General features: G+C 43.4%; 11 protein-coding genes. 3 read left to right on the top strand and 8 right to left on the bottom strand.

Features of this window, described 5'->3' with window-relative positions; genetic code table 11:
• Position 1: 1 nt before the first annotated feature.
• Positions 2–1,114: a twin-arginine translocation signal domain-containing protein gene (locus INP83_RS18935; protein ID WP_219125499.1), complete on the top strand. Its 1,113-nt coding sequence runs from the start codon at positions 2–4 to the stop codon at positions 1,112–1,114.
• Between the two features lie 63 nt (positions 1,115–1,177).
• On the top strand, positions 1,178–2,224 hold the full coding sequence (locus INP83_RS18940; protein ID WP_219125500.1) for an endonuclease/exonuclease/phosphatase family protein: 1,047 nt from the start codon (positions 1,178–1,180) through the stop codon (positions 2,222–2,224).
• Between the two features lie 97 nt (positions 2,225–2,321).
• Here INP83_RS18940 and INP83_RS18945 read toward each other — a convergent pair whose 3' ends face one another.
• The 4 genes from INP83_RS18945 to INP83_RS18960 form a co-directional block, all read right to left on the bottom strand.
• Positions 2,322–3,668, bottom strand: coding sequence for a M20/M25/M40 family metallo-hydrolase (locus INP83_RS18945; protein ID WP_219125501.1), 1,347 nt, complete (start codon positions 3,666–3,668; stop codon positions 2,322–2,324).
• Positions 3,669–3,726: 58 nt separating this feature from the next.
• Positions 3,727–4,020 (bottom strand): TIGR03643 family protein, encoded by a 294-nt coding sequence (locus tag INP83_RS18950; RefSeq protein ID WP_146270725.1) that lies wholly within the window; start codon positions 4,018–4,020, stop codon positions 3,727–3,729.
• A gap of 142 nt (positions 4,021–4,162) precedes the next feature.
• Positions 4,163–6,196, bottom strand: a complete 2,034-nt coding sequence (locus INP83_RS18955) for a glycoside hydrolase family 65 protein (RefSeq protein WP_219125502.1) — start codon at positions 6,194–6,196, stop codon at positions 4,163–4,165.
• 14 nt (positions 6,197–6,210) lie between these two features.
• Complete coding sequence (locus INP83_RS18960) at positions 6,211–7,539, bottom strand: vanadium-dependent haloperoxidase (RefSeq protein WP_219125503.1); 1,329 nt, start codon at positions 7,537–7,539, stop codon at positions 6,211–6,213.
• Between the two features lie 190 nt (positions 7,540–7,729).
• Here INP83_RS18960 and INP83_RS18965 point away from each other — a divergent pair, with 190 nt between their 5' ends.
• Positions 7,730–8,668 carry a hypothetical protein gene (locus INP83_RS18965; protein ID WP_219125504.1) on the top strand — a complete coding sequence of 313 codons (939 nt, stop codon included), beginning with the start codon at positions 7,730–7,732 and terminating at the stop codon, positions 8,666–8,668.
• Here INP83_RS18965 and INP83_RS18970 read toward each other — a convergent pair whose 3' ends face one another.
• The 4 genes from INP83_RS18970 to INP83_RS18985 form a co-directional block, all read right to left on the bottom strand.
• Positions 8,669–12,028, bottom strand: a complete 3,360-nt coding sequence (locus INP83_RS18970; protein ID WP_219125505.1) for a VCBS repeat-containing protein — start codon at positions 12,026–12,028, stop codon at positions 8,669–8,671. It lies immediately after the preceding gene.
• A gap of 5 nt (positions 12,029–12,033) precedes the next feature.
• Positions 12,034–15,255: a VCBS repeat-containing protein gene (locus INP83_RS18975; RefSeq protein WP_219125506.1), complete on the bottom strand. Its 3,222-nt coding sequence runs from the start codon at positions 15,253–15,255 to the stop codon at positions 12,034–12,036.
• 169 nt (positions 15,256–15,424) lie between these two features.
• On the bottom strand, positions 15,425–16,975 hold the full coding sequence (locus INP83_RS18980) for a RagB/SusD family nutrient uptake outer membrane protein (RefSeq protein WP_219125507.1): 1,551 nt from the start codon (positions 16,973–16,975) through the stop codon (positions 15,425–15,427).
• Positions 16,976–16,979: 4 nt separating this feature from the next.
• Positions 16,980–20,009 (bottom strand): SusC/RagA family TonB-linked outer membrane protein, encoded by a 3,030-nt coding sequence (locus INP83_RS18985; RefSeq protein WP_219125508.1) that lies wholly within the window; start codon positions 20,007–20,009, stop codon positions 16,980–16,982.
• Between the last annotated feature and the right edge of the window lie 91 nt (positions 20,010–20,100).

The raw sequence follows: 20,100 nt of genomic DNA on the forward strand, positions 1-20,100 counted from the left end.
TATGAACAACTCCCGCAGAGGCTTCTTAAAATCGGCCGCTATCGTAACTGCTGCAGCCACCACCGCATCAACCGCCAAAGGTATCACCATACTGCATAAAGATAAACCTGCTGACAATCAGCTTATCGGCCATAATGGATTTACCTACAAGGTTGACAAAGGCTGGGCTAAAATAAGCGTAAACAATACGCCGCTTGCCAACTGCCACGAAATGGTACAGGACAGCAAGGGACGTTTAATTATGCTGGGCGACCATACGCATAACAACGTGCTCATTTTTGATAAATCGGGCAAGTTGCTCGATTACTGGGGCACCTCGCTACCCGGCGGACACGGCCTCACCATCAGCAAAGAAGGCGGTGAGGATTTTCTTTTGCTTACCGATTGCGGTTGGGCGTTAGACCGCACCGGCGGCACCTACGGGCAAGCCGGCCAGGTTTTAAAAACCACTACCGATGGCAAACTGATATTTTCTATTGGTCACCCGCGCACCATCGGTATCTATAAAGATGATGAGCCTTTTAAACCTACCGAAACGGCAGTAGCGCCCAACGGCGATATTTATGTGGCCGATGGTTATGGATCTGATTATATCATCCGATATAACGCCAAAGGGCAATATATCCGCCACTTTGGTGGTCATCACAACACCAACCCTGATCATAATCTGCGCAATGCACATGGTATTACGGTGGATACACGGGATAAAAACAACCCTGTCCTCATTTGCACTTCGCGCGAGGAAAACTGCTTTAAAGTATTCACCATGGATGGCAAATTCATTAAACGTATCGATCTGCCCGGTATGTATGTTTGCCGCGCTGTGATCAACGACGACAATATCTACGCTGGCGTGTGCTGGTCTAAAAACGCGCAGGGCAAGCAGTTCGACGGATCGGGCTTTGTTACCATTTTGGATAAGGATAATAAAGTAGTTTCTAACCCCGGCGGCATGGCTCCGGTGTATAATAATGGTTTGTTGCAGCAAACCTTACAGGCTAAAAATGCAACCTTTATGCATGGCCACGATGTATGCATTGATGAGGATAAAAGTGTTTACGTTTGCCAGTGGAATGCCAACCACACCGCACCTGTGAAACTAACGAGAGTTTGATGAGCTAAAACATTTTGTGCCTGGAATTGCTATCTCATAGCCTTAACGTTATAACGGAGACCTATGGATACTGCCCTTGGCATATTTACCTGCTTATTACTTACTTTTACGCTGCTGCCCCTCATACGCCACGATTATTGGGTATTTCGGGTGTTTGATTACCCTCGCCTGCAAAAACTCCTGCTAAATATATTGGCGGTAATTTTGCTGCTTGCCCTTTATAATGGTGCTCCTACCTTCAAATATTTGCAAGTACTGCTTTTGGGTATCAACATTATTTACCTGGCGTGGCTTATCGTCCCTTTTACTCCTTTAGGTAAAAAACAGGTTCTTAAGGCCACGGACACCAACAGTGAAAAAAGCCTAAGCATCATGATAGCCAATGTATTGCAAACCAACACCAACACGCAAGGCTGTTTAAAGGAGATAGCAAAAGCCGACCCTGACGTGGTGATCCTACTGGAAGCGAACAATAGGTGGGATACGGAAACAAGTAGTTTATCTGAAAAGTATCCCTTTTCAAAGAAGGTTCCGTTGGAGAATATGTATGGCTTGTTGCTATACTCAAAATTGGAACTGGAGGATACGGCGGTGCATTACCTGGTTGAGGAAGATATCCCGTCTATACATACCAAGATAAAATTGCGCAATGGCCAATTGGTTCAGTTTTATGCAGCGCACCCTACGCCACCTGCACCTGGTGAAAATCTAAGATCGACCGAAAGGGATAAGGAACTGCTTTTAGTGGCTGATCTTGCTAAGGCAAGCAATATACCTGTTATTGTAGCCGGCGACCTTAACGATGTAGCCTGGAGCCATACCACCGATCTTTTCTTGAAGATGAGTGGCCTGCTTGATCCACGCCGTGGCAGGGGGTTCTTCAACTCATTTAACGCGCATCACTTTTTTATGCGTTTCCCCTTAGATCATGCGTTTATCTCCAGGCATTTTAAATTAAGGAGCCTTAAGCGGTTGAACAATTATGATTCGGACCACTTCCCTATATTTTTGCAAATACAACTGGATGAAAACGCTTATGCGCAGCAATATCCGCTAATTGCAGATAGCGATGATGTTGAGGAAGCAGAGGAGAAGAAAGAGAAGATTTAGATATAACACAAGCTGAAAGCTTGCTTGTGTTTTAGGTCTAAGGTACAACCTTAGACCAGTGCCTGCAACCTTAGACCATTGCCTGTAGATTTAAATCTCACCTCACAGGCTTTGGGAATACGGGAATACTTTCATGCCCATTTGCATCGACAGACTGCACAGCAAATAGGTAATTATCTTTAGAATAGCCGATCTCGGTTGATGTGCCTTTTACAAATATTTTCTTTTCCCAGTACGGACTGATGGTTTCGCGCATTAACACATAGTAACCTGCCGGTGTTTTGCAGCCTTGGGGTGCTTCCCATTTTAGCTGCGTTTTGTTGGTTAAGCCGCTGGTAACAATGCCAACATTTTGCGGCCTGCCGGGGGCAAGTGCCAGGTTAGCTAATACGGATAGATTCATCCTCGCTACCTTTTGGGTATAATCGTAATCGGCAAAATCGGGCAGATCACCATAGTCAACGCCTTTTTCTTTGCGGACGTCCTGGTGCTGGCGGTTAAAATCTTCGTTCATCTCAGTGATACGGACCGCGGTAAAACCTTGTTGAGAGAACGGCGTATGGTCGCCACCACGCAGGTATCGGTCGCGGCGATAAATCAATTTCACATCCAGTTGCTCAACATATCGTTCTGCAACTTCCTTAATATAACGGGCCAGTTCGCGTGCGGGACTATCATTTTCTCCTCCCACAGAATTACGAATAGCAGCTTCTTTCTCAGTTTCTGCAGCAGGCACGCCCTCGCTAAAAACACGAACACTGCGGTTATCCTTTAAACCGGTTTCCATACCGTAGGTATTACCTACAATGTCGTTATTCAGCATGGCATCTATCTGCCAGCCCTCAGCCTTAGCGCGTTTGGCTACGTTGGCAGAACCATACAGCCCCTGCTCCTCGCCCACTACAGCCATAAATATGATGGTAGCCGGGAATTTTTGTTTTGCCATAACTCTTGCCAATTCCATCGAAACGGCCGTTCCGGATGCGTCATCAACCGCACCGGGAGCAAAAGATTTTGCATCCATTACATCCGTAGCCCTTGAATCATAATGCCCCGAAACAATGTACACACGTTTATCAGCAGTATCAGTTCCTTTTAAAACAGCCAGAACGTTTTTCATAGGCGTTGGCTTGTCTATACGGCTACCCTTTGGCTGTGTAAATTCATCAAACATCACCGTCATACGGCCGCCGGATGCTTTTGCGTATCGCTCGTATTCGGCTTTGACCCAATTACGGGCAGCACCTATACCCTCTGTTTTACTTATGGTATCGCTTAATGTGTGTCGTGTTTTAAAACTTACCAGTTTACGCACAATGGCCTCAATGTTTTTTGCTGAAATCTCGTTCACCATCCCGGCAATATTGGCATCCTGCTTAATAGTGGTTTGTGCTGATGCAGATAATGATAATAGCAAGGTGATAAGCAAGCAGATACGTTTCATATAGGCAATTTAGAAAAATACCGTTGCCAAAAGAAAAAATGAATTTGCGATTTACTATTTACCGCTTACTTATTTTGTTCAAAGTTATCTGCCTTTGAAGGTTACATTTGAACCTGTCTGTTCCATCAACCTGTAATTTTGAATGTTTGGTGCGCCGGCTTTGCACCCTGGCCCGCCACATTTTAAAGCTACTGAGTTTCATTTGTCTCCGCATCAGGTCTATCACATTTTTTTCCGTTAAACCAAACTGCGCTTTAATGGCATCAAAGGGCGTACGGTCTTCCCATGCCATTTCTATTACCCGGTCGGTATCAATTACTGAAAGGCCGGTTATGATAGCTGCTTTACTCATCCTTATTTAACTATTTTAAGCACAATTTGTTAGTATTTACGACTAAAATAGACCTGATGCTTCACTGATATATCACAAACTGACAAAATTTTGTCAGCGTTCACGGGCGTTCACGGTGTTCATGCCGTGAACGTGAACACCATTATTTCACCGTATAAGTTTTCTTCTCTACCCCTACACCGGTTATTTTAAGCGATTTCCAGTTCGGAGGAAGTGCGCTCCTGATCTGAGTGATACCGGTTGATGTAATGTCCAGACCTCCGAAACCCATTAGCATAGCCTGGATGATACCGCCTGCACCGGTTGCAAAATATGGGTTGGTGCCGCCCTTTGTTTCTGCAATTACCCGGAAAGGAGGATCGAGATTTGGCTCGTAAGCATCCTTAAACCAGTGGTAAGCCTTTTGCCCGTTGCCAAGGCGTGCGTAAAGCAGGGCAAACACACCCTGCGTCATGGCTGGGGTACCTTCATTAGGAACGCGGGTTTCATAATATTCCAGATCTTTTTTGATCTGCGCAGGATCAGTGATGGTTTTAAGCGGATAGGCCATCAGGTTTACATCAGCTTGTTTGATCCCTTCGCCTTTGTATTGGGCATGTTCCTGCGTAACGCCGTTGCTCATTTTCAGGATCGGGATGTTGTTGGCCACATTTACCCAATCGGTGTCAGCCTGGATACCTAAAACTTGTGCCGCGGCTGCAGCGTTCATCAGGTTAGCTTTTGCAGCGGCGTTGGTAAAGGCGTTATTATCGATATTCTCGGCCCATTCATCTGCAGCCACCACATTTTTAATATCGTAATGCCCCGGGCCATTGCGTTCTACCCGGCTTGCCCAAAAATCTGCGGTGGCAGAGAGTAGCGGCCAGCCTGTTTCGCGCAGCCATTGTTTGTCCTGCGTTACGCAATAGTAAAGCCACGCTGCGTTACCTACATCGGCGCTTATATGATGTTCAAACGGACCACTTAGTGCCCAAACCGGTGTCTCCTCTACCCCACTATCCGCACTCTCCCATGGGAACATAGCGCCTTTATATCCATGCGAAAAAGCGTTCTTCCTTGCATTCTCCAAGCGTTCAAAACGGTACTCAACCATAGACTTCGCGATCTCCGGGTGCAGTACCAGCATAGCAGGATACATCCAAAGATCGGTATCCCAAAAAACGTGACCATTGTAACCTAATCCTGATAAACCCATTGGCGACGGTGATAATGCCGTGCCCGCACGCGAGAACGAGTACAGGTGATACAGCATACTGTGCACATCCTGCTGCGCCTGCGCATCGCCTTCTATCTGAATATCGCTTTTCCAAAGCTCGTACCAGGCTTTGTTGTGAAACTGGATAAGCCTGTCTTTTCCCTCCAGCTTGGCGAAGATGGTTAGGCGTTCAGCCTCGTTGAGCGGGTCGGCGTGATGAGCGGATGTAATGGAAGAACCTGTAACGCCGTACTTGTAAGTTTGCCCGGCGCTCATTGCTTTACTGAATTTCATCAGGTGCATGTTGTTATCCCACATCTCGTGGATAACGCGGGGCTCTTTGCCGTGCTCCTCGTTAAATAAAAACGAGGTTGAAGCACACAGTTGCAATTTGCCGGTCGGCGATTTTGCTGTGGACGTTAAGAGGCTGATGGTTACATGCGGCCTGTCTATCTCGTTATAATAATTTTGAACTTCCTTTAAAGCGTCAGGGGCTTCCATTACACTGGCAGCGGTAATGTTGATAGCCTTTTTTGCCGTGATGCTTACATCTGTTAATACAGTGAATGGCAACTGGCGCAAAGAGTAATAAGTATATTTAATAGTTGCCTTATCGCCGTAATCAAATGTTGTGGTCATGGCGGCGTGCTGCATATCCAGTTCCTGGCGGTAGTTGCTCACCATTTTGCCGTCAAGCCGTTTGCCGTCTACTTCCAGGTACATGTTCAGCAGATTGAAGCTGTTCAAGAAATTACTTATCCTGCCACGGCCGTAAAGGTCATACGCACCTGCCAGCACAACGTTTTTAACCTTAAAAGGCTCGGGCGATGATACGATACCGATCATACCGTTTGCTACAGTGATACCGTAATAGTTGTTAGGGTCTATTTTATCGGCTTTGATAACCCAGGGGTTAACGCTTTGGGCCAACGCACCAGCGGTGACGGCCAGGCCGGTAAGTAAAGCAAAAATCTTTCTCATGTATAGCGATTGGTTTACTTGATCTTCATTTGTAATTTTTGGTTCACCAGATCGCCTATTTTGATACCGGTCTGGGTGCCGATGTCGCAAGCTATTTTGTAGTGGATACCACCATACACACGCGACATAGATGCTTCCCGTGCAGCATCCCTAAATGACTTGAATGAACGGGGCGGTATGCCAAACTCAGATTCAGAAGCATCGGTGTAAGCTTTTTTATCACCAAAACTATCAGTCAAAGTCTCTGCAGCTGCAGCTGATATTACTGCATGCCCGCTAATATATTCAGGAAACGGGGGTGTTTGGATATGTGGTTTCCAGTCAGGATCGATGAGTTTGTTGATCACCGTTTCGGGGCGTACACTATTTGATTGATATTTAATGTACCAGCAATTAATAAAGGCATCAAACAGCGCGATAGAAGCCTTTGTGTAAGCCGCTACGGTGGTGTTAAAATCAGCATTGGTCATTTTTGAACCAATACCCGCAATGTTCATCCAATGCCCTGCCGGTCCAAATTTTTTGGTGGCGAAAGAGGCATGGCCTATAACGTTCAGTTTAAAAGCGTTATCATCCCAAAAATCGACCATGTGGGTTTGGTCTGTTGTAAGGCTATCCACTTTTCCTTTAACATCCATTACGCTCTTATAAAACACGCTGTTCTTGTCCGCCATGTTGTAGGGCGGTGGCTCGGGTGCAGGTATCTGCGATGCCGAATCTAATACCATCGGCCTTATCTCTCCCCAGTGAGGCTCAAGCGCTTGAGCGTACATTGGCGGAGTAGGTATCCAGCGACCGTCTTTACGTACTACAGTATATTTGCTGGCCGAACGTGTTTGCGCATAATTATCTTTCTTACTCCAACGCATAATTGCCTTGGCCACAGAATCTGAATACGTTACAGAATTTTCAAAAACATCAGATGGCATACCTGCATCTTTTGCTTTTTGCTTCAATTCATCAACATAAGTAAACATACTTCCCTCCGGGAAAGTAACAGCGTTACCCACATAGCAGAAGGATAGCAATGAAGCAAATTGAAAATCTATATCCTTGCCTTTTTCGGGCTTAGGCATGGCGGGCATATGTTTGATCTGCCCTGCCAGAGAGCGGTAATGCTTAGGGTCGCCGGCAGCAATTACTTCATATGCGGCAATGTTGGCATATACGTAATTACGTGAGGCGATTACGGGCGGAAAGTTATTTTCTAATACGATATCATTAAGCTTTTTGACGGTAATACGATAAAGTTCGGGGTTATGAGTAACCTTTTGGTAGTCGGCTTTTTTGCATGACGAAACCAAGGCCGCAATACAGGCAATCAGTAATAAAAAACGCTTCATAGCTTAAAAAACAGGTATATACAAAGCTGCAACCGCGGTACAACTTCAAATTGGTGTTTATATTTAAAAGATAAATATAAAGCTTTTGTGGCTATTAGGCAGCATTTCAAGGTTCATTTTTACCACTTTAAATAGCTAATTTTAGCCCCTTGCCAATAAGCGCTATTGGTGCCAATTTGCTGTATAAATTATGAAGAAACCGGCTCTACTAATCACCGCCCTGCTTTTTCTTTTTGTTGTAAGTATCTACTTTATCATACCACAATATATAAAGGTAACCAGCAACGTAGAGGTTGATGCTAATGATTTAAACGTAGCCCGATTTTTAGTAAACAAAGCAGCCTGGCAAAAATGGTGGCCGGGTAAAATTAAAACTAACGATAGCGTAAATTACACTTTCCAAGAAATTGATGTTAAGCTGCACCATAGCACCTATGGCAGTGTAATGGCCAAATTAAAAAAGGGAGATTTAGATGCAGATAGCAAACTCAGCTACAACAGTACTGAAGAAATTGCCTGTAACGTTCAATGGAACGCCGAAATACAAAGCTCCTTAAATCCGATCACACGCGTTAAACAATATTTTGCAATGAGAAAGCTGCGTGATGATATGCAGCAGATACTGGTAAGCTTTAAAAAGTTTATGCAGACAGATAGTAACATTTATGGATTTAAATTCAGAGTTGAAAAGATAATGACTGAGTTTATGCTGGTTACCACTACAAACTTAAAGGAATACCCTCAAAGCAATTTGGTATATCAATTTGTAGATAAGCTTAAACTTTACGCCAAGCAACAAAATATAAAACAAACAGGTGTTCCCATGCTTAATGTGCATCAAACAGACGACCACGCCTACCAAGTGATGGTTGCCTTGCCTGTTGATAAACCTGTTACCGGCAACAAAGATATCTTTGTTAATAAAATGGTTTTGGGCGGCAATACCTTACAAACCACCATTACCGGCGGACCACAAACCGTTAAAAACGCTTTCAGGAAATTGAAACAATATCAAAAAGACCATCATCTTACTTCACCGGCCATGCCGTATGAACTATTGGTCACCGATAGGATGTTACAGCCTGATACGGCTAAGTGGATTACAATACTATCGTCGCCTATCTTTTAGCTATCTGGTTACTAAAACCAGTTTACCATCATAAGTTGTAGCTATGAAACTGCTGCCTGTAACGGTTTTATAAGGATAAAAATGCGTTAACTCCTGCGAATTGATAAGTGCATTTACCCAATATTGCGGCTTGCTGAATTGCTTTGTGTTCTTGTCATAATGCGTTGAGACAAGACCCAGCGCATCGTATTTCCCTTCGTAAGGTACAACACCCCAAAAATTGCCATTGAGCAAGATATCGTTCTCTTCATTATTGAGAGATACGATTTTTTTTACAGGCGCCTGCTGATAAAGATATGGGAGGGCAACTCCGTCTTTACTGTTCATCATGTTGCTAAAGAACATGGTATTAAATTGATTAGCTTCTAATCGGCTATTGTTATCCAACTGATCTTTAAATATTTCTTCGGTAGTTTTATCTGCCATCTTCTGGAAGCTTAAGAATTCCTTTTTCAGGAAAGGCAATTCCTGCTCCAGATCATTTTTGGGGCGAAAAGGATAGTATTTGCCTTCGTAGTAATAAGATACTATGAGGTCGTTTTTGCCATCATTATCAACATCGCTGTTGTAAGCGTAAAGCGGTTGCTCGGGCGTAACATTGTATTTGTTATTCAGCCCCCAATTGCCACCAAGTATATCAGCTTTGCCATCGCCATCAATATCTGTTACCAACGCTGTTTGCCACCAGCCTTTAGCTTTATCAAGCCCTGGAATCGCCTGTCTGCTTATTTTTTTATTTTTGTTGATAAACACCTGCAGCGGTTGCCACTCAGCGCTCACAACAACATCCTTTACACCATCGCCGTTTACGTCGGTCGCGCTTATATCTGTCACGAATTTTAAACTGGTAAGTTCCTTGTAGGCACTTTTGGGTGCAACAATAAAATCTCCATTTCTGTTGTTAAGCAACACCACTGATTCCGACTCCATGGTGTAATTACGGAACGGCACAGCGCTTACCAGCATCATATCCTGCAAACCATCGCCATTAAAATCATAGTTGAATACCTGCGATGGCTGGGCAGCTATCTTTGGTAATGCTTTAGCCTCAAACTTAAGATTACCCTTATTGATAAACAACCGTGGCTGATTACGTTTTTCAACCTCAGCAAACGGATGACTGGCACTTAACACCACCAGGTCCTTTAAGCCATCGCCGTTAACATCCATCCATTCCGCATCAACGTCGGCCATATCTTTAAAGGCACCAAACGCTTCCACAGCAATTTTGTTAAACTTCCCATCCTTATTGCCGGCTAAAATGTATTTATCTTCCCCGGCTATACCGCCAACATAAATGTCTTCTATCCCATCATTGTTGGCATCAGCTACTGCAATGGCGGGAACATGTGGCAGGTAGCTATGGGGTAGTAAATTGTAGTAGTTAAAATCTGGTGTTTCAAAGGGTGCAACATTGGCTAAAACAGTTGCCTTTACATCAACATAACTAAACTGCTGTTCACCTTTGATAAAATCATTAATTGTTGTGCTGATATCTGCAGATGATTGGGTATTTTCTTTTTTGTAATTTATAACCGTTTTCTTACCCATTGCGAAATCCTTTATCAACTGGTAAGAATTGTCCGGCCAAACCACCATCATTTCTAACGGCTTATCATTTGCAGCAAACGTAAACAGCAAGTTACTACCTTGTGTGCTTGCGTATGCGGTACTGGTTTGTATCTCCTGGTGATCTACTTGTTGCTGCGACCTTACAAAAAACTTAGCACCTATTGCATCCGGATTTTGCGGGGTGTATTTAGCATTTAATTTAATAAATGATGGTTTTACGTCCCTGGCATTTTCCATCGTTAAATTTTGATAGATAAAAGCCGGTTCGTCCATGTTGTTGGTTACCAATTCAAGGTCGCCATCGTTATCAAGGTCCACGGCAACGGCACCTGCCGAGATGGAATTTTGAACCATGTCGTTACCTGCAGATATATCACTGAATTTCAATTCGTCGCCACCTTTGTAGAGATAATTATGCACCTGCCCATCAGGCATCAGGTTAATTTTTTCCCTATCGAAGAAACGACTTGTTTTAAAGTCTTTTATAACGTTAGGATCGCCCAGGTATTTAAGGTAATCCATATCATTTAAACGTTTTTTGATGCCGTTTGAAAAGAACATATCCTTGCGGCCGTCCATATCATAATCATACACCAGTGGCGACCACGTCCAATCTGTTGCGGACATGCCTGAGTACAGGGCAATATCTACAAACTTTTTCCCGTTGCCTACATTTAATTGCAGGCTATTTTTTGAATACTGATAATAATACCCGGCATTAACTTCCTGATTGTAAATATCCAGCGGCTCATCGTTGATGGTTGATTTAAGCGCCTTCATTTCGCCGGGCAGCATATCGGTGCTTATCACATCCAGGTGGCCGTCCTTGTTTACATCGGCAAGAGTGTTTCCCATGGAGAATAAACTGGTATGCCCAAAGGCGCTTTTCAGTTCTTCTTTAAATTTGCCGTTACGCTGGTTCAGATAGTAATAATCCTGCTCAAAAAAGTCGTTACTTACATAAATATCATCCCAGCCATCGTTATTAAGGTCGCCTACGCTTACACCAAGGCCGTAACCAATTGGCGCTGAGTAGATGCCCGATCCTTCAGTAACATCGGTAAAGTGGCCGTTATCATTGCGGAAAAGATGATCGCCTGCATCATGGCTTACTTTAAACCTCTGGGTGCTGTCGCCATAGGTATCGTTGCTATGTACAGATGATGTAAGCAAAAACATATCCAGGTCGCCATCTTTATCATAATCAAAGAAAGATGCCTGTGTAGAAAAGCCCGAAAAATCCAGGCCGTATTTAGCAGCAGATTCGGTAAATGTAAGGTCTCCGTTATTTATGTAGAGTTGGTTTTTACCTTTGAAGGTTTTAAAATTAGACACCACGCTTACGTAAATATCTTTGTAACCATCGCCATTTATATCTACTACCGTAACACCGGTTTTCCAGCTACCTGTACCTGCAACACCGGCTTTAGTAGTAATATCTTCAAATTTCAGATTTCCTTTGTTGAGGTACAGCTTATTGCTTTCCTGGTTTGATACAAAATAAATATCCTCTAAGCCATCGTTATTAAAATCGGCTGTAGCAACACCGGCTCCGTTGTAGAAATACAGGTAATCCAGGATGTTTACAGAATCTGTAGCTATGTTACGGTTAACAAAACTGATGTTAGTTTTATCTGCACTAAGCAATTTAAAAATGCCGCTGCCTTCTTTTTGGGTTTTACAAGAACTGTAAATAGCAAGGCCGGCGCCTATAAGGCTGCACAGTATCATCAGCTTTTTGTAAATCGTTTTCCGCTCTTCCCGCTTCCGTTGCTTTGCTTTTGGCATATTGCTTAACGTAGTTTGTAAGCCCTTAGCTTATCATCATTAAACCCAAACAGATAATATTTTTTGCCGGCAGCACTTTTTATAACCAGCGATGAGCGCACCTGCCCACCAAGTTTAATGCCGCTCTCTTTAGGCGCAAAATACTCAAAACCATTATCCGTGTATCTGTATACCTGCCCGTAACTGGCATCAAGCCTTCCAACTTCGGGCTTAAAGCCATAGAAGTTGCCGCCAAGTATAACAGCAGGCGTTTTTCCGCCGTCAATATTATCGCATAAAATGGTGTTAACACTTGATAGCTGGGCATTGTAAGGCATCAACACAGGCTTAAATTCACTGCCATTGTTCATAAAAATGGTAGATGCCATGTGGGTTATTTCATGCTCTTCTGACCCTTTTAGCATCTCATTAGTAAACACTTCGCTGAAGGTTTTTCCGGCGTAATCATTATACCGCAAATATTGTTTCTTTAAAACAGGCATTTGCCCTACCAGATCTGGCTTCATATGAAACACATATGGCTGGTGTTCGCGATAGATAGATGCAACGCATTCTTTTGTGCCGTTACCATCAAAATCTTTAACAAAAAGCCGCATAGGTTCTTGCGGGGTGGCTTTAAACTTGCTGTTTAAGCCAAGGTTTCCCGCCAGTATATCGGGCTTACCGTCGCCGTTAACATCGGCAATTGTAAGACTGCTCCACCATCCTTTGTATTTTTCCAATTGCTTATCCTGGGTGAAACTTCTGCCGTTATTACGATAAATATTTACACCCATCCAATTGCCGGCGATAACCAGGTCTGGATAGCCATTGCCATCAAGATCAGCCCAGGCGGCACCTGTTACCATCCCCGGTTTATCAGTGCCTAAAACCTGTTTAGTAACATCAGTAAATCGGCCGGTGCCGTCATTATGCATAACGTAAGAATTTGGCGATTCGCCATAGGTGCCGGGTACGCTTCTGCCACCGATAAAAAGATCTGGGTGCCCATCCTTATCATAATCGCAGGCCACTATTACCGAAGTATTTACTGCTACCGGTATCGCCTTTTGCGCATTGCGGTGAAAATTACCCTTTCCGTCGTTTTCATAAAAACGGGGATAGTAAATATTTGTACCGGCCTCTTCTTCATTACCCCCAACCCCGATGATCAGGTCCTGATCACCATCGCCATCAAAGTCGCCAAAGGCAGCGCCCGCATTCTCAAGGTACACCTGTTTTTCAAAATCAGGCACGTTAGCCTTTTTAAAGCCTCCGTTGCGCTGTTGTATGTAAATAGCTGGGGCATTTTCTTTAGAATTACCGAAATAAAAATCTTCCAGGCCATCGTTGTTTACATCTCCCTTGGCCATGTAAGGGTTCTCGGTAGATAACATTTGCAACATTAAGCGCTCTTTATCAAAGTCTATAAAATTATCCTCTGTATGCTTTGGAATCGAATCAAACAGGGTGGTCTCGGTTTCAACAAACATTGCTTTTACAGCAGGCTTTACGTAGTTATACTTACTTTTTGCATCAGTTACCTTGTAAGTATAAATCTTGTTGGCGTTTACATTTTTGACGGTTTGGTATAAACCACCCGGCCAAATGATCTGTAAAGAATCGAGCCTATTGATCTTACCCAAACCCATGGTAAGTAAATTTGGTGATGTACTGCTCTGGAAACCACGGGTTGGCTGGTGGTAGTAAGTAAGCGCAGTTTTGCCGGCAAATGCCTTAACCGTTACACCCACACCAAAACGGTTCAAAGATGTGCCCTGTAGCTTTATTTGTATAAAATTATTTTTGAGTTTTTCAGCGTTGCTTTTGTAGATAAACAACGGCATGTTAACGTTATTTACTATTAAGTCGTTGTCGCCATCGTTATCCAGATCGCCGTATGCAGCACCGTTGCTGAAAGAAGGTTTATCAAGACCAAAATCTATAGCCTTATTACTAAATGTAAGATCCTTATTGTTGTGATATGCATAGTTGACAAGCGGCGTAGAAACCATTTTCTCGGTAAAATCCTTGTAGTCAAATTTCTTTTTCTCGGCTATCTTGTCCATATTCTCACGGTTACCCAAAAACTCTACATAATCCTGGTCCGTAAGGTCTTTATATATGCCGTTTGATACGAAAATGTCTTTCCAACCATCGTTATCCATATCAAAAAAAAGCGCCCCCCAGCTCCAGTCGGTAGCTGGTACACCTGCGCTAAAGGCTATTTCAGAAAATGTGCCATCACCATTGTTCAGTTGAAGGCAGTTCTGCATAAACTGATTAAAGTAACCGTCGTGCTGTTTTAATTTGATCACATCGAAAGATTCGAACGATGTCATTTTCTTCAACCTTTTGTCCCCTTCGGGTAGCATCTCGGTAGTGAAAATATCAAGGTTACCATCGTTGTTGATATCAGCAATGTCTGATCCCATGGATGCAAGGCTCAGATGCCCCATCTGGTTCTGGATATCCTCTTTAAAGGTTCCGTTATGCTGGTTGATGTATAGGTAATCGCGTTCAAAAAAGTCGTTTGAAACGTAGATATCCGGGTAACCGTCATCATTTACATCGGCTACAGAAACGCCCAGGCCAAAGCCAATATCGCTGGAATAGATACCTGCCTGCTGGGTAATGTTTTTAAAGTGCCCGCCATCGTTAAGATAAAGCCTTGCGCCGCCAAGCGGATCAACTACTGCGCGCAGGTTTTGGCTAAAATCGAAAGAACCGATAGGCCTGAAAGAATTGTTGAGGATAAAACAGTCGAGGTCGCCGTCGTTATCCATATCAAAGAATATCGCCTGGGTTGAAAGTCCGTTATCTACAAGACCGTATTTCGCAGCTTCCTCTTTAAAAGTTCCGTTATGCTGATTGATGAAAAGCTCATTACCCTTTCGGTCAATGATATTACCGCTGTGGCAAACATAAATATCTAACCAGCCGTCGCCGTTTATATCTACCATGGTAACCCCGGTGCTCCAGTATTTGGTTCCCTTAACGCCGGCTTTATCGGTTATGTCATCAAACTTCCAGTTACCTTTATTCAGATAAAGCTTGTTGCCCCCTTGGTTTGATGTAAGGTACACATCGTTTAACCCATCATTGTTGATGTCGCCTATAGCAACCCCGCCCCCATTGTAGTAATTTCGGAACGAGAATACGTTGGTACGGTCCTGAACATCAAGGTTATTTGCAAAATCGATCCCTACGCTGCTATTATCCTGCAACGAAAAAAGTGTATCGCTCACACTGCTGTTATGGCAGGAGGCAAAACTAAAAAGAATAAAAATCAGGGGTAAGAAACTGTTATTCTTAAGCATTACAAATCGCTCTCAAAAAACGAACGTAGCAAATTTCTTTGCTACGTTCTGTTAAAATCAAATATAACTAATTAGAAAGCTTGTTTCAATTAATTTATTAATAACCCGGGTTTTGTTTCAGGTTAGGATTGGTATCAACTGCACGCTGAGGAATTGGGTATAAAGTACGTGTTTTGTCTGATGCGTTAGGGCGCTGATCAACCGGATCGTTGAACTTACCGAAACGGATCTGGTCGTTCCTTCTCCAACCTTCCCAGTAAAGCTCGCGGCCGCGTTCAGCAAGTATGTCTGCTTCCGCTACCGAAGTGTAAGTTTTACCACCACGAGGCGTGCTGATCATGTTCATGATACCCAAAGCAGTTTGGCCGTTAGGATCAGTACCACCACGGAAGATAGCTTCAGCTTTCTCTAACATTACATCGGCGTAACGTAAGATAACGTAATCGTTTGATGAGTTGTCATCATTAACGGTATTGTTGGCTGATGGTTGCGGGAAGTATTTGAAAACACGGATACCTTGCGCCTCAGTAGAGAAGTTAAGGTTTACATCAGGTGTAAAGATAAGTGGCTTACCGCTACGCTGGGTTAACGCTTTACCACCAGGACCGTATTGCTGACCTACAGCGAAACCTGCCCTTAAACCAACTTTATCGGTTAAGCCTGGATAAGCCACACCACGGCGCTCATCTGTTGCCTGGAATGAGTTGTAGAAATCAGCAAGGGTAGTAAAACCGTTCCAGCCATCTGGTGTCTGGTTGTAGTGCAAGCCCATTCTCCAGCGATTTTTTGCTGATGCAGGCGCACTTGTAGTTGTGTTGTAAAAACCAAATATGTTACCGCGAGATTGCTCTGAGTTATCCCAGGCAAAATCCTGGAAGTATTTACCGGCAGGTTCTAACTGGTAACCGGCAGCGGTTACTTTATTAGCGTAAGCGATAACTTTATCCATATCATCTTTTACAAAAGTGAACGGACCACCAACGGTAGATGCAGTGTAAACCGCTTTGTTAAGGTAAACCTTTGCAAGCAGCGCGTCTGCTGCAGCTTTGTTAGCTACACCAATATTGGCTGATGTTGCAGCGAGGTTTGCTTCAGCAAATTCAAGATCTTTGATGATGAATGCTGTAGCTTCCGGGCGGCTCATAACAGTTGGAATAGATGACACCGGTGCGTTTGGATCACGGAAAGGTGCCTGGCCATATAAGTCAACAATCTGGAACATAAAATAAGCGCGAAGGAAACTTGCTTGTGCCTTGATGTTATTGTCAGAAGCGGTAGCAATAACCTGTGTTGCACGGAACACACCGATATTTAACTGATCCCAGGTATCGTTCACCTGGTTGTGTGTAGGCGTCCAGGTGTGGGTATGCAATTTACGCCATGTACCAAAGTCACCCCAGTCTGTACCGCGGGTTGGGCCCATCATTTCGTCTGTTGGATGCTCTTGCAAAGCGTAAGTATTTGCCTGGTCTGTTTGACCAAAAAGCTGTGAGTAAACACCATTTAAATCGGCTGCACCGGCTTTAGCATTAGGATCATCAAAAGATTTTGATCCGTAAAGTTTCTCATCCAGTTTTGCGCAACCGCTAACAGCCAGCAACACTAAACCGCAAATGGCTGAACGTGAGATTATATTTTTCTTTGTCATGTTATTAAAAACTTGCGTTTAAACCTAATGTGAAGATACGTGCTTTAGGGTAAGCTGTATAGTCTATACCTCTTGAAGCTACGTCATTCCTTTGTTTGTCGGTATTGATCTCAGGATCTAAACCACTGTATTTGGTGATCAGGAACAAATTTTGACCGGTTAAAGAAAGACGTAATGATTTAAACACGCTTTCTCTAAGGTTAAATGTATAGCCCAAAGTAGCATTGCTTAATCTTAAGAAATCACCTTTCTCCAGGAAGCGGGTTGATACCTCACCAGAGTTAAGTGGGTTTTCGTTAGTTGCAGCTACTGCCTTAGTTACGTTACGGCCGCTAACCAGGTTACCTTTGTAGAAGAACGCGTTAGCAGTGTTGTTGTAGATCTGGAAACCGGTTGCAGCGTTAAGGAAGAAGCTGAAAGTCCAGTTTCTGTAACCGAAGCTGTTAGTTAAACCAGCAGTGAATTTAGGATTAGGACTGCCTTGCAGGGTTAGTACGTCAATACCTTGAGGATAGATACCGAAACCGTTTGCATCTAAACCTGCATAATTAGGTACATTGAATGTAAACAATGGGTAACCATCAACAATTGCTTGTGAATAGGCACCAGATAAACCTTGGCCATCGATATTACCGGTCACGATCTGCCTGCCTTTAAAGTTACTAACTGTACTTTTGATAAAGCTCATGTTGTAAGCGATATCCCAGGTAAATTCTTTAGACTGAACAGCAGCAACGTTTACGTTGAACTCCACACCTTTATTCTCAACTTTTGCAGGAAGGTTTACATATACCCTTGTAGAGAACGAAGGTTGTGCAATATCCTGTAAGAACAGCAGGTCGTTAACAGATTTATTAAAGTAATCTACCGAACCCGATACCCTGCCTTTTAAGAAAGTGAAATCTAAACCTGCACCATAAGTAATGTTTGATTGCCACTTAAGGTCATCATTACCCTGGTACAAACGGGCTACAGAGTTTCCGCCGAAATCCTGTAATTGTTTTACAGTTTTTGACAAGTATGGAGGGAACTCCTGGTTACCGGTTTTACCCCAGTTTACTCTTAAGGCTAAATCATCGAAGAAACCGCCTTTAGGCATAAAATCTTCGTTGCTGATACGCCATTTAACAGCGGCAGCGGGGAAGTTACCGTATTTGTGGTTGGTACCAAATTTACTTGAACCGTCACGACGGATAGTACCGGTAATAATGTAGCGGTCTTTATAGCTGTAGTTTACACGTGCAAAGTACGATTGTAAACGGTAAGTTGCAGTATCACCAACCGGGTACGGCGTATGTTGTTGAAAATCGTTAATGTCCTTAACTAATTTGCCGGCAGTACCGGTTTTGAAACCAAACTCGTTATAATTCTCTCTTCTGAATGTTTGGTAAGAATAACCGGCCAATACTGTTAAAGAGCTGTTATCTTTCCACTTTTTGTCATAATTCAAAGTGTGCTCCGTTGTCCAGTTGGTAGTTTGACCGTATTGGTAAATAGCAGTACCATTACCTGTTGGAGAAGGATAATTTACTTGTCTGATACCAATTGCGTCAGTATAACCGATAACGTTTGGATCGTAGAAAGTTTTTCTTAAACCGCGTGATATATCTGCACCGATATTTCCTTTGTATGATAAACCTTCAAACAGTTTAACTGTCATGCTAAGGTTATTTAAATAGCGGTTTACGTTATCGCGGTCATCAATTTGATTTAACAATGATACTGGGTTACGGAAGGTATTACCTTTTGGAAAACCGGCTTCGTAACCATTAAGGTTAAAATAGCGACCCTGATCATCAAATACCGGTACCGTAGGGTTTAGCTGTATAGCTGCACCAATTAAGCTACCATTAAAGCCGGCGTTATCAGATATAGGAGCAAACTGGTCTTTTACGTTTGAAAAAGTTGATTGTAATTCAAACTTAAGCCTGTCGTTAAAGAAAGACTGGCCACCGTTAAAACGGGCATTTAAACGCTTTAAAGCCGAGTTTTTAACAACACCCTGTTGATCGTCATAACCAACAGACGCGCGATAATTACCTGTATTATTGCCACCGCCAAAGCTCACGTTGTAGTTTTGAGAAATAGCTGTGCGGAATATTTGCTTTTGCCAGTCTGTGTTACCTCCATAATCAATACCGCCTTCAGATGCCGGCGCTGCATTTGAACCTACAGCAGCAACCGCTTTAAGGAACTCATCGCGACCAAGCAGATCATAACGGCTTGCAGTGTTAGCCAAGCTGGTGCTTGCTGAGAACTGAACGCCCTGGCCTTTGCGGCCCTTTTTAGTTGTTATCAAAATTACACCGTTAGCACCACGTGATCCGTAAATAGCAGCTGATGATGCATCTTTCAATACCGAAATGTTTTCAATATCATTAGGGTTTAAAAACGCTAATGGGTTACGTGCGGTAGAGCTACCTGCACCAACGCCATAACCACCTGCAGTAGCACCAGAGTTATCCAATGGAATACCGTCAACAACATATAATGGACCATCACCAGCACGGATTGAACCCGCACCACGAATATTAATGGTTGAAGCTGCGCCGGGCTCACCACTTGACGGAGTTACCTGCACGCCTGAGATACGGCCTTGAAGCAACTGGTCTGGCGTAGCAATAACACCTTTGTTAAAATCTTTAGGACTTAATGAAGCCACAGAACCTGTAGCATCTTTAACACGTTGCGTACCGTAACCGATAACTACAACCTCGCTTAAGTTGGTGCTTGCCGACTCAAGGCTTACATTTAATGAAGTTTGACCGTTAATTGCAACTGTAAGCGGCTTGAAACCGATGTAGCTGAAATTTAGGCTTGTTACGCCTGCAGGGACAGATAGTTTGAAACTACCATCAACACCGGTTAGGGTGCCTACCCCACCCGGGGCGCCTACCGATACGCCAATCAATGGCGAGTTGTCTTTCTTGTCGGTAACTTTACCCGTAATGGTTTTGTTCTGGGCCATGGCCGGCTGAACAAACAGGCAAGTTATAGCAAGAAAACAAAATGCGAGTAAGTGTTTAAATTGCATAGTTTGTGGTTTAATTAATAATTGGTTATATAAAGATCTTTATACAAGCGCGTGTTTTTAACGGTTACATCAAGCACCGCACCTATGCGGT

It is taken from the genome of Mucilaginibacter sp. 21P (genome assembly GCF_019331605.1).
Classification (GTDB): domain Bacteria; phylum Bacteroidota; class Bacteroidia; order Sphingobacteriales; family Sphingobacteriaceae; genus Mucilaginibacter; species Mucilaginibacter achroorhodeus.

What these genes read in the sequence shown, in the direction of transcription:
- INP83_RS18935 (WP_219125499.1), top strand. Translation starts at nt 2, where the DNA reads ATGAACAACTCCCGCAGAGGCTTCTTAAAATCGGCCGCTATCGTAACT.
- INP83_RS18940 (WP_219125500.1), top strand. Translation starts at nt 1,178, where the DNA reads ATGGATACTGCCCTTGGCATATTTACCTGCTTATTACTTACTTTTACG.
- INP83_RS18945 (WP_219125501.1), bottom strand. Translation starts at nt 3,668, where the DNA reads ATGAAACGTATCTGCTTGCTTATCACCTTGCTATTATCATTATCTGCA.
- INP83_RS18950 (WP_146270725.1), bottom strand. Translation starts at nt 4,020, where the DNA reads ATGAGTAAAGCAGCTATCATAACCGGCCTTTCAGTAATTGATACCGAC.
- INP83_RS18955 (WP_219125502.1), bottom strand. Translation starts at nt 6,196, where the DNA reads ATGAGAAAGATTTTTGCTTTACTTACCGGCCTGGCCGTCACCGCTGGT.
- INP83_RS18960 (WP_219125503.1), bottom strand. Translation starts at nt 7,539, where the DNA reads ATGAAGCGTTTTTTATTACTGATTGCCTGTATTGCGGCCTTGGTTTCG.
- INP83_RS18965 (WP_219125504.1), top strand. Translation starts at nt 7,730, where the DNA reads ATGAAGAAACCGGCTCTACTAATCACCGCCCTGCTTTTTCTTTTTGTT.
- INP83_RS18970 (WP_219125505.1), bottom strand. Translation starts at nt 12,028, where the DNA reads ATGCCAAAAGCAAAGCAACGGAAGCGGGAAGAGCGGAAAACGATTTAC.
- INP83_RS18980 (WP_219125507.1), bottom strand. Translation starts at nt 16,975, where the DNA reads ATGACAAAGAAAAATATAATCTCACGTTCAGCCATTTGCGGTTTAGTG.
- INP83_RS18985 (WP_219125508.1), bottom strand. Translation starts at nt 20,009, where the DNA reads ATGCAATTTAAACACTTACTCGCATTTTGTTTTCTTGCTATAACTTGC.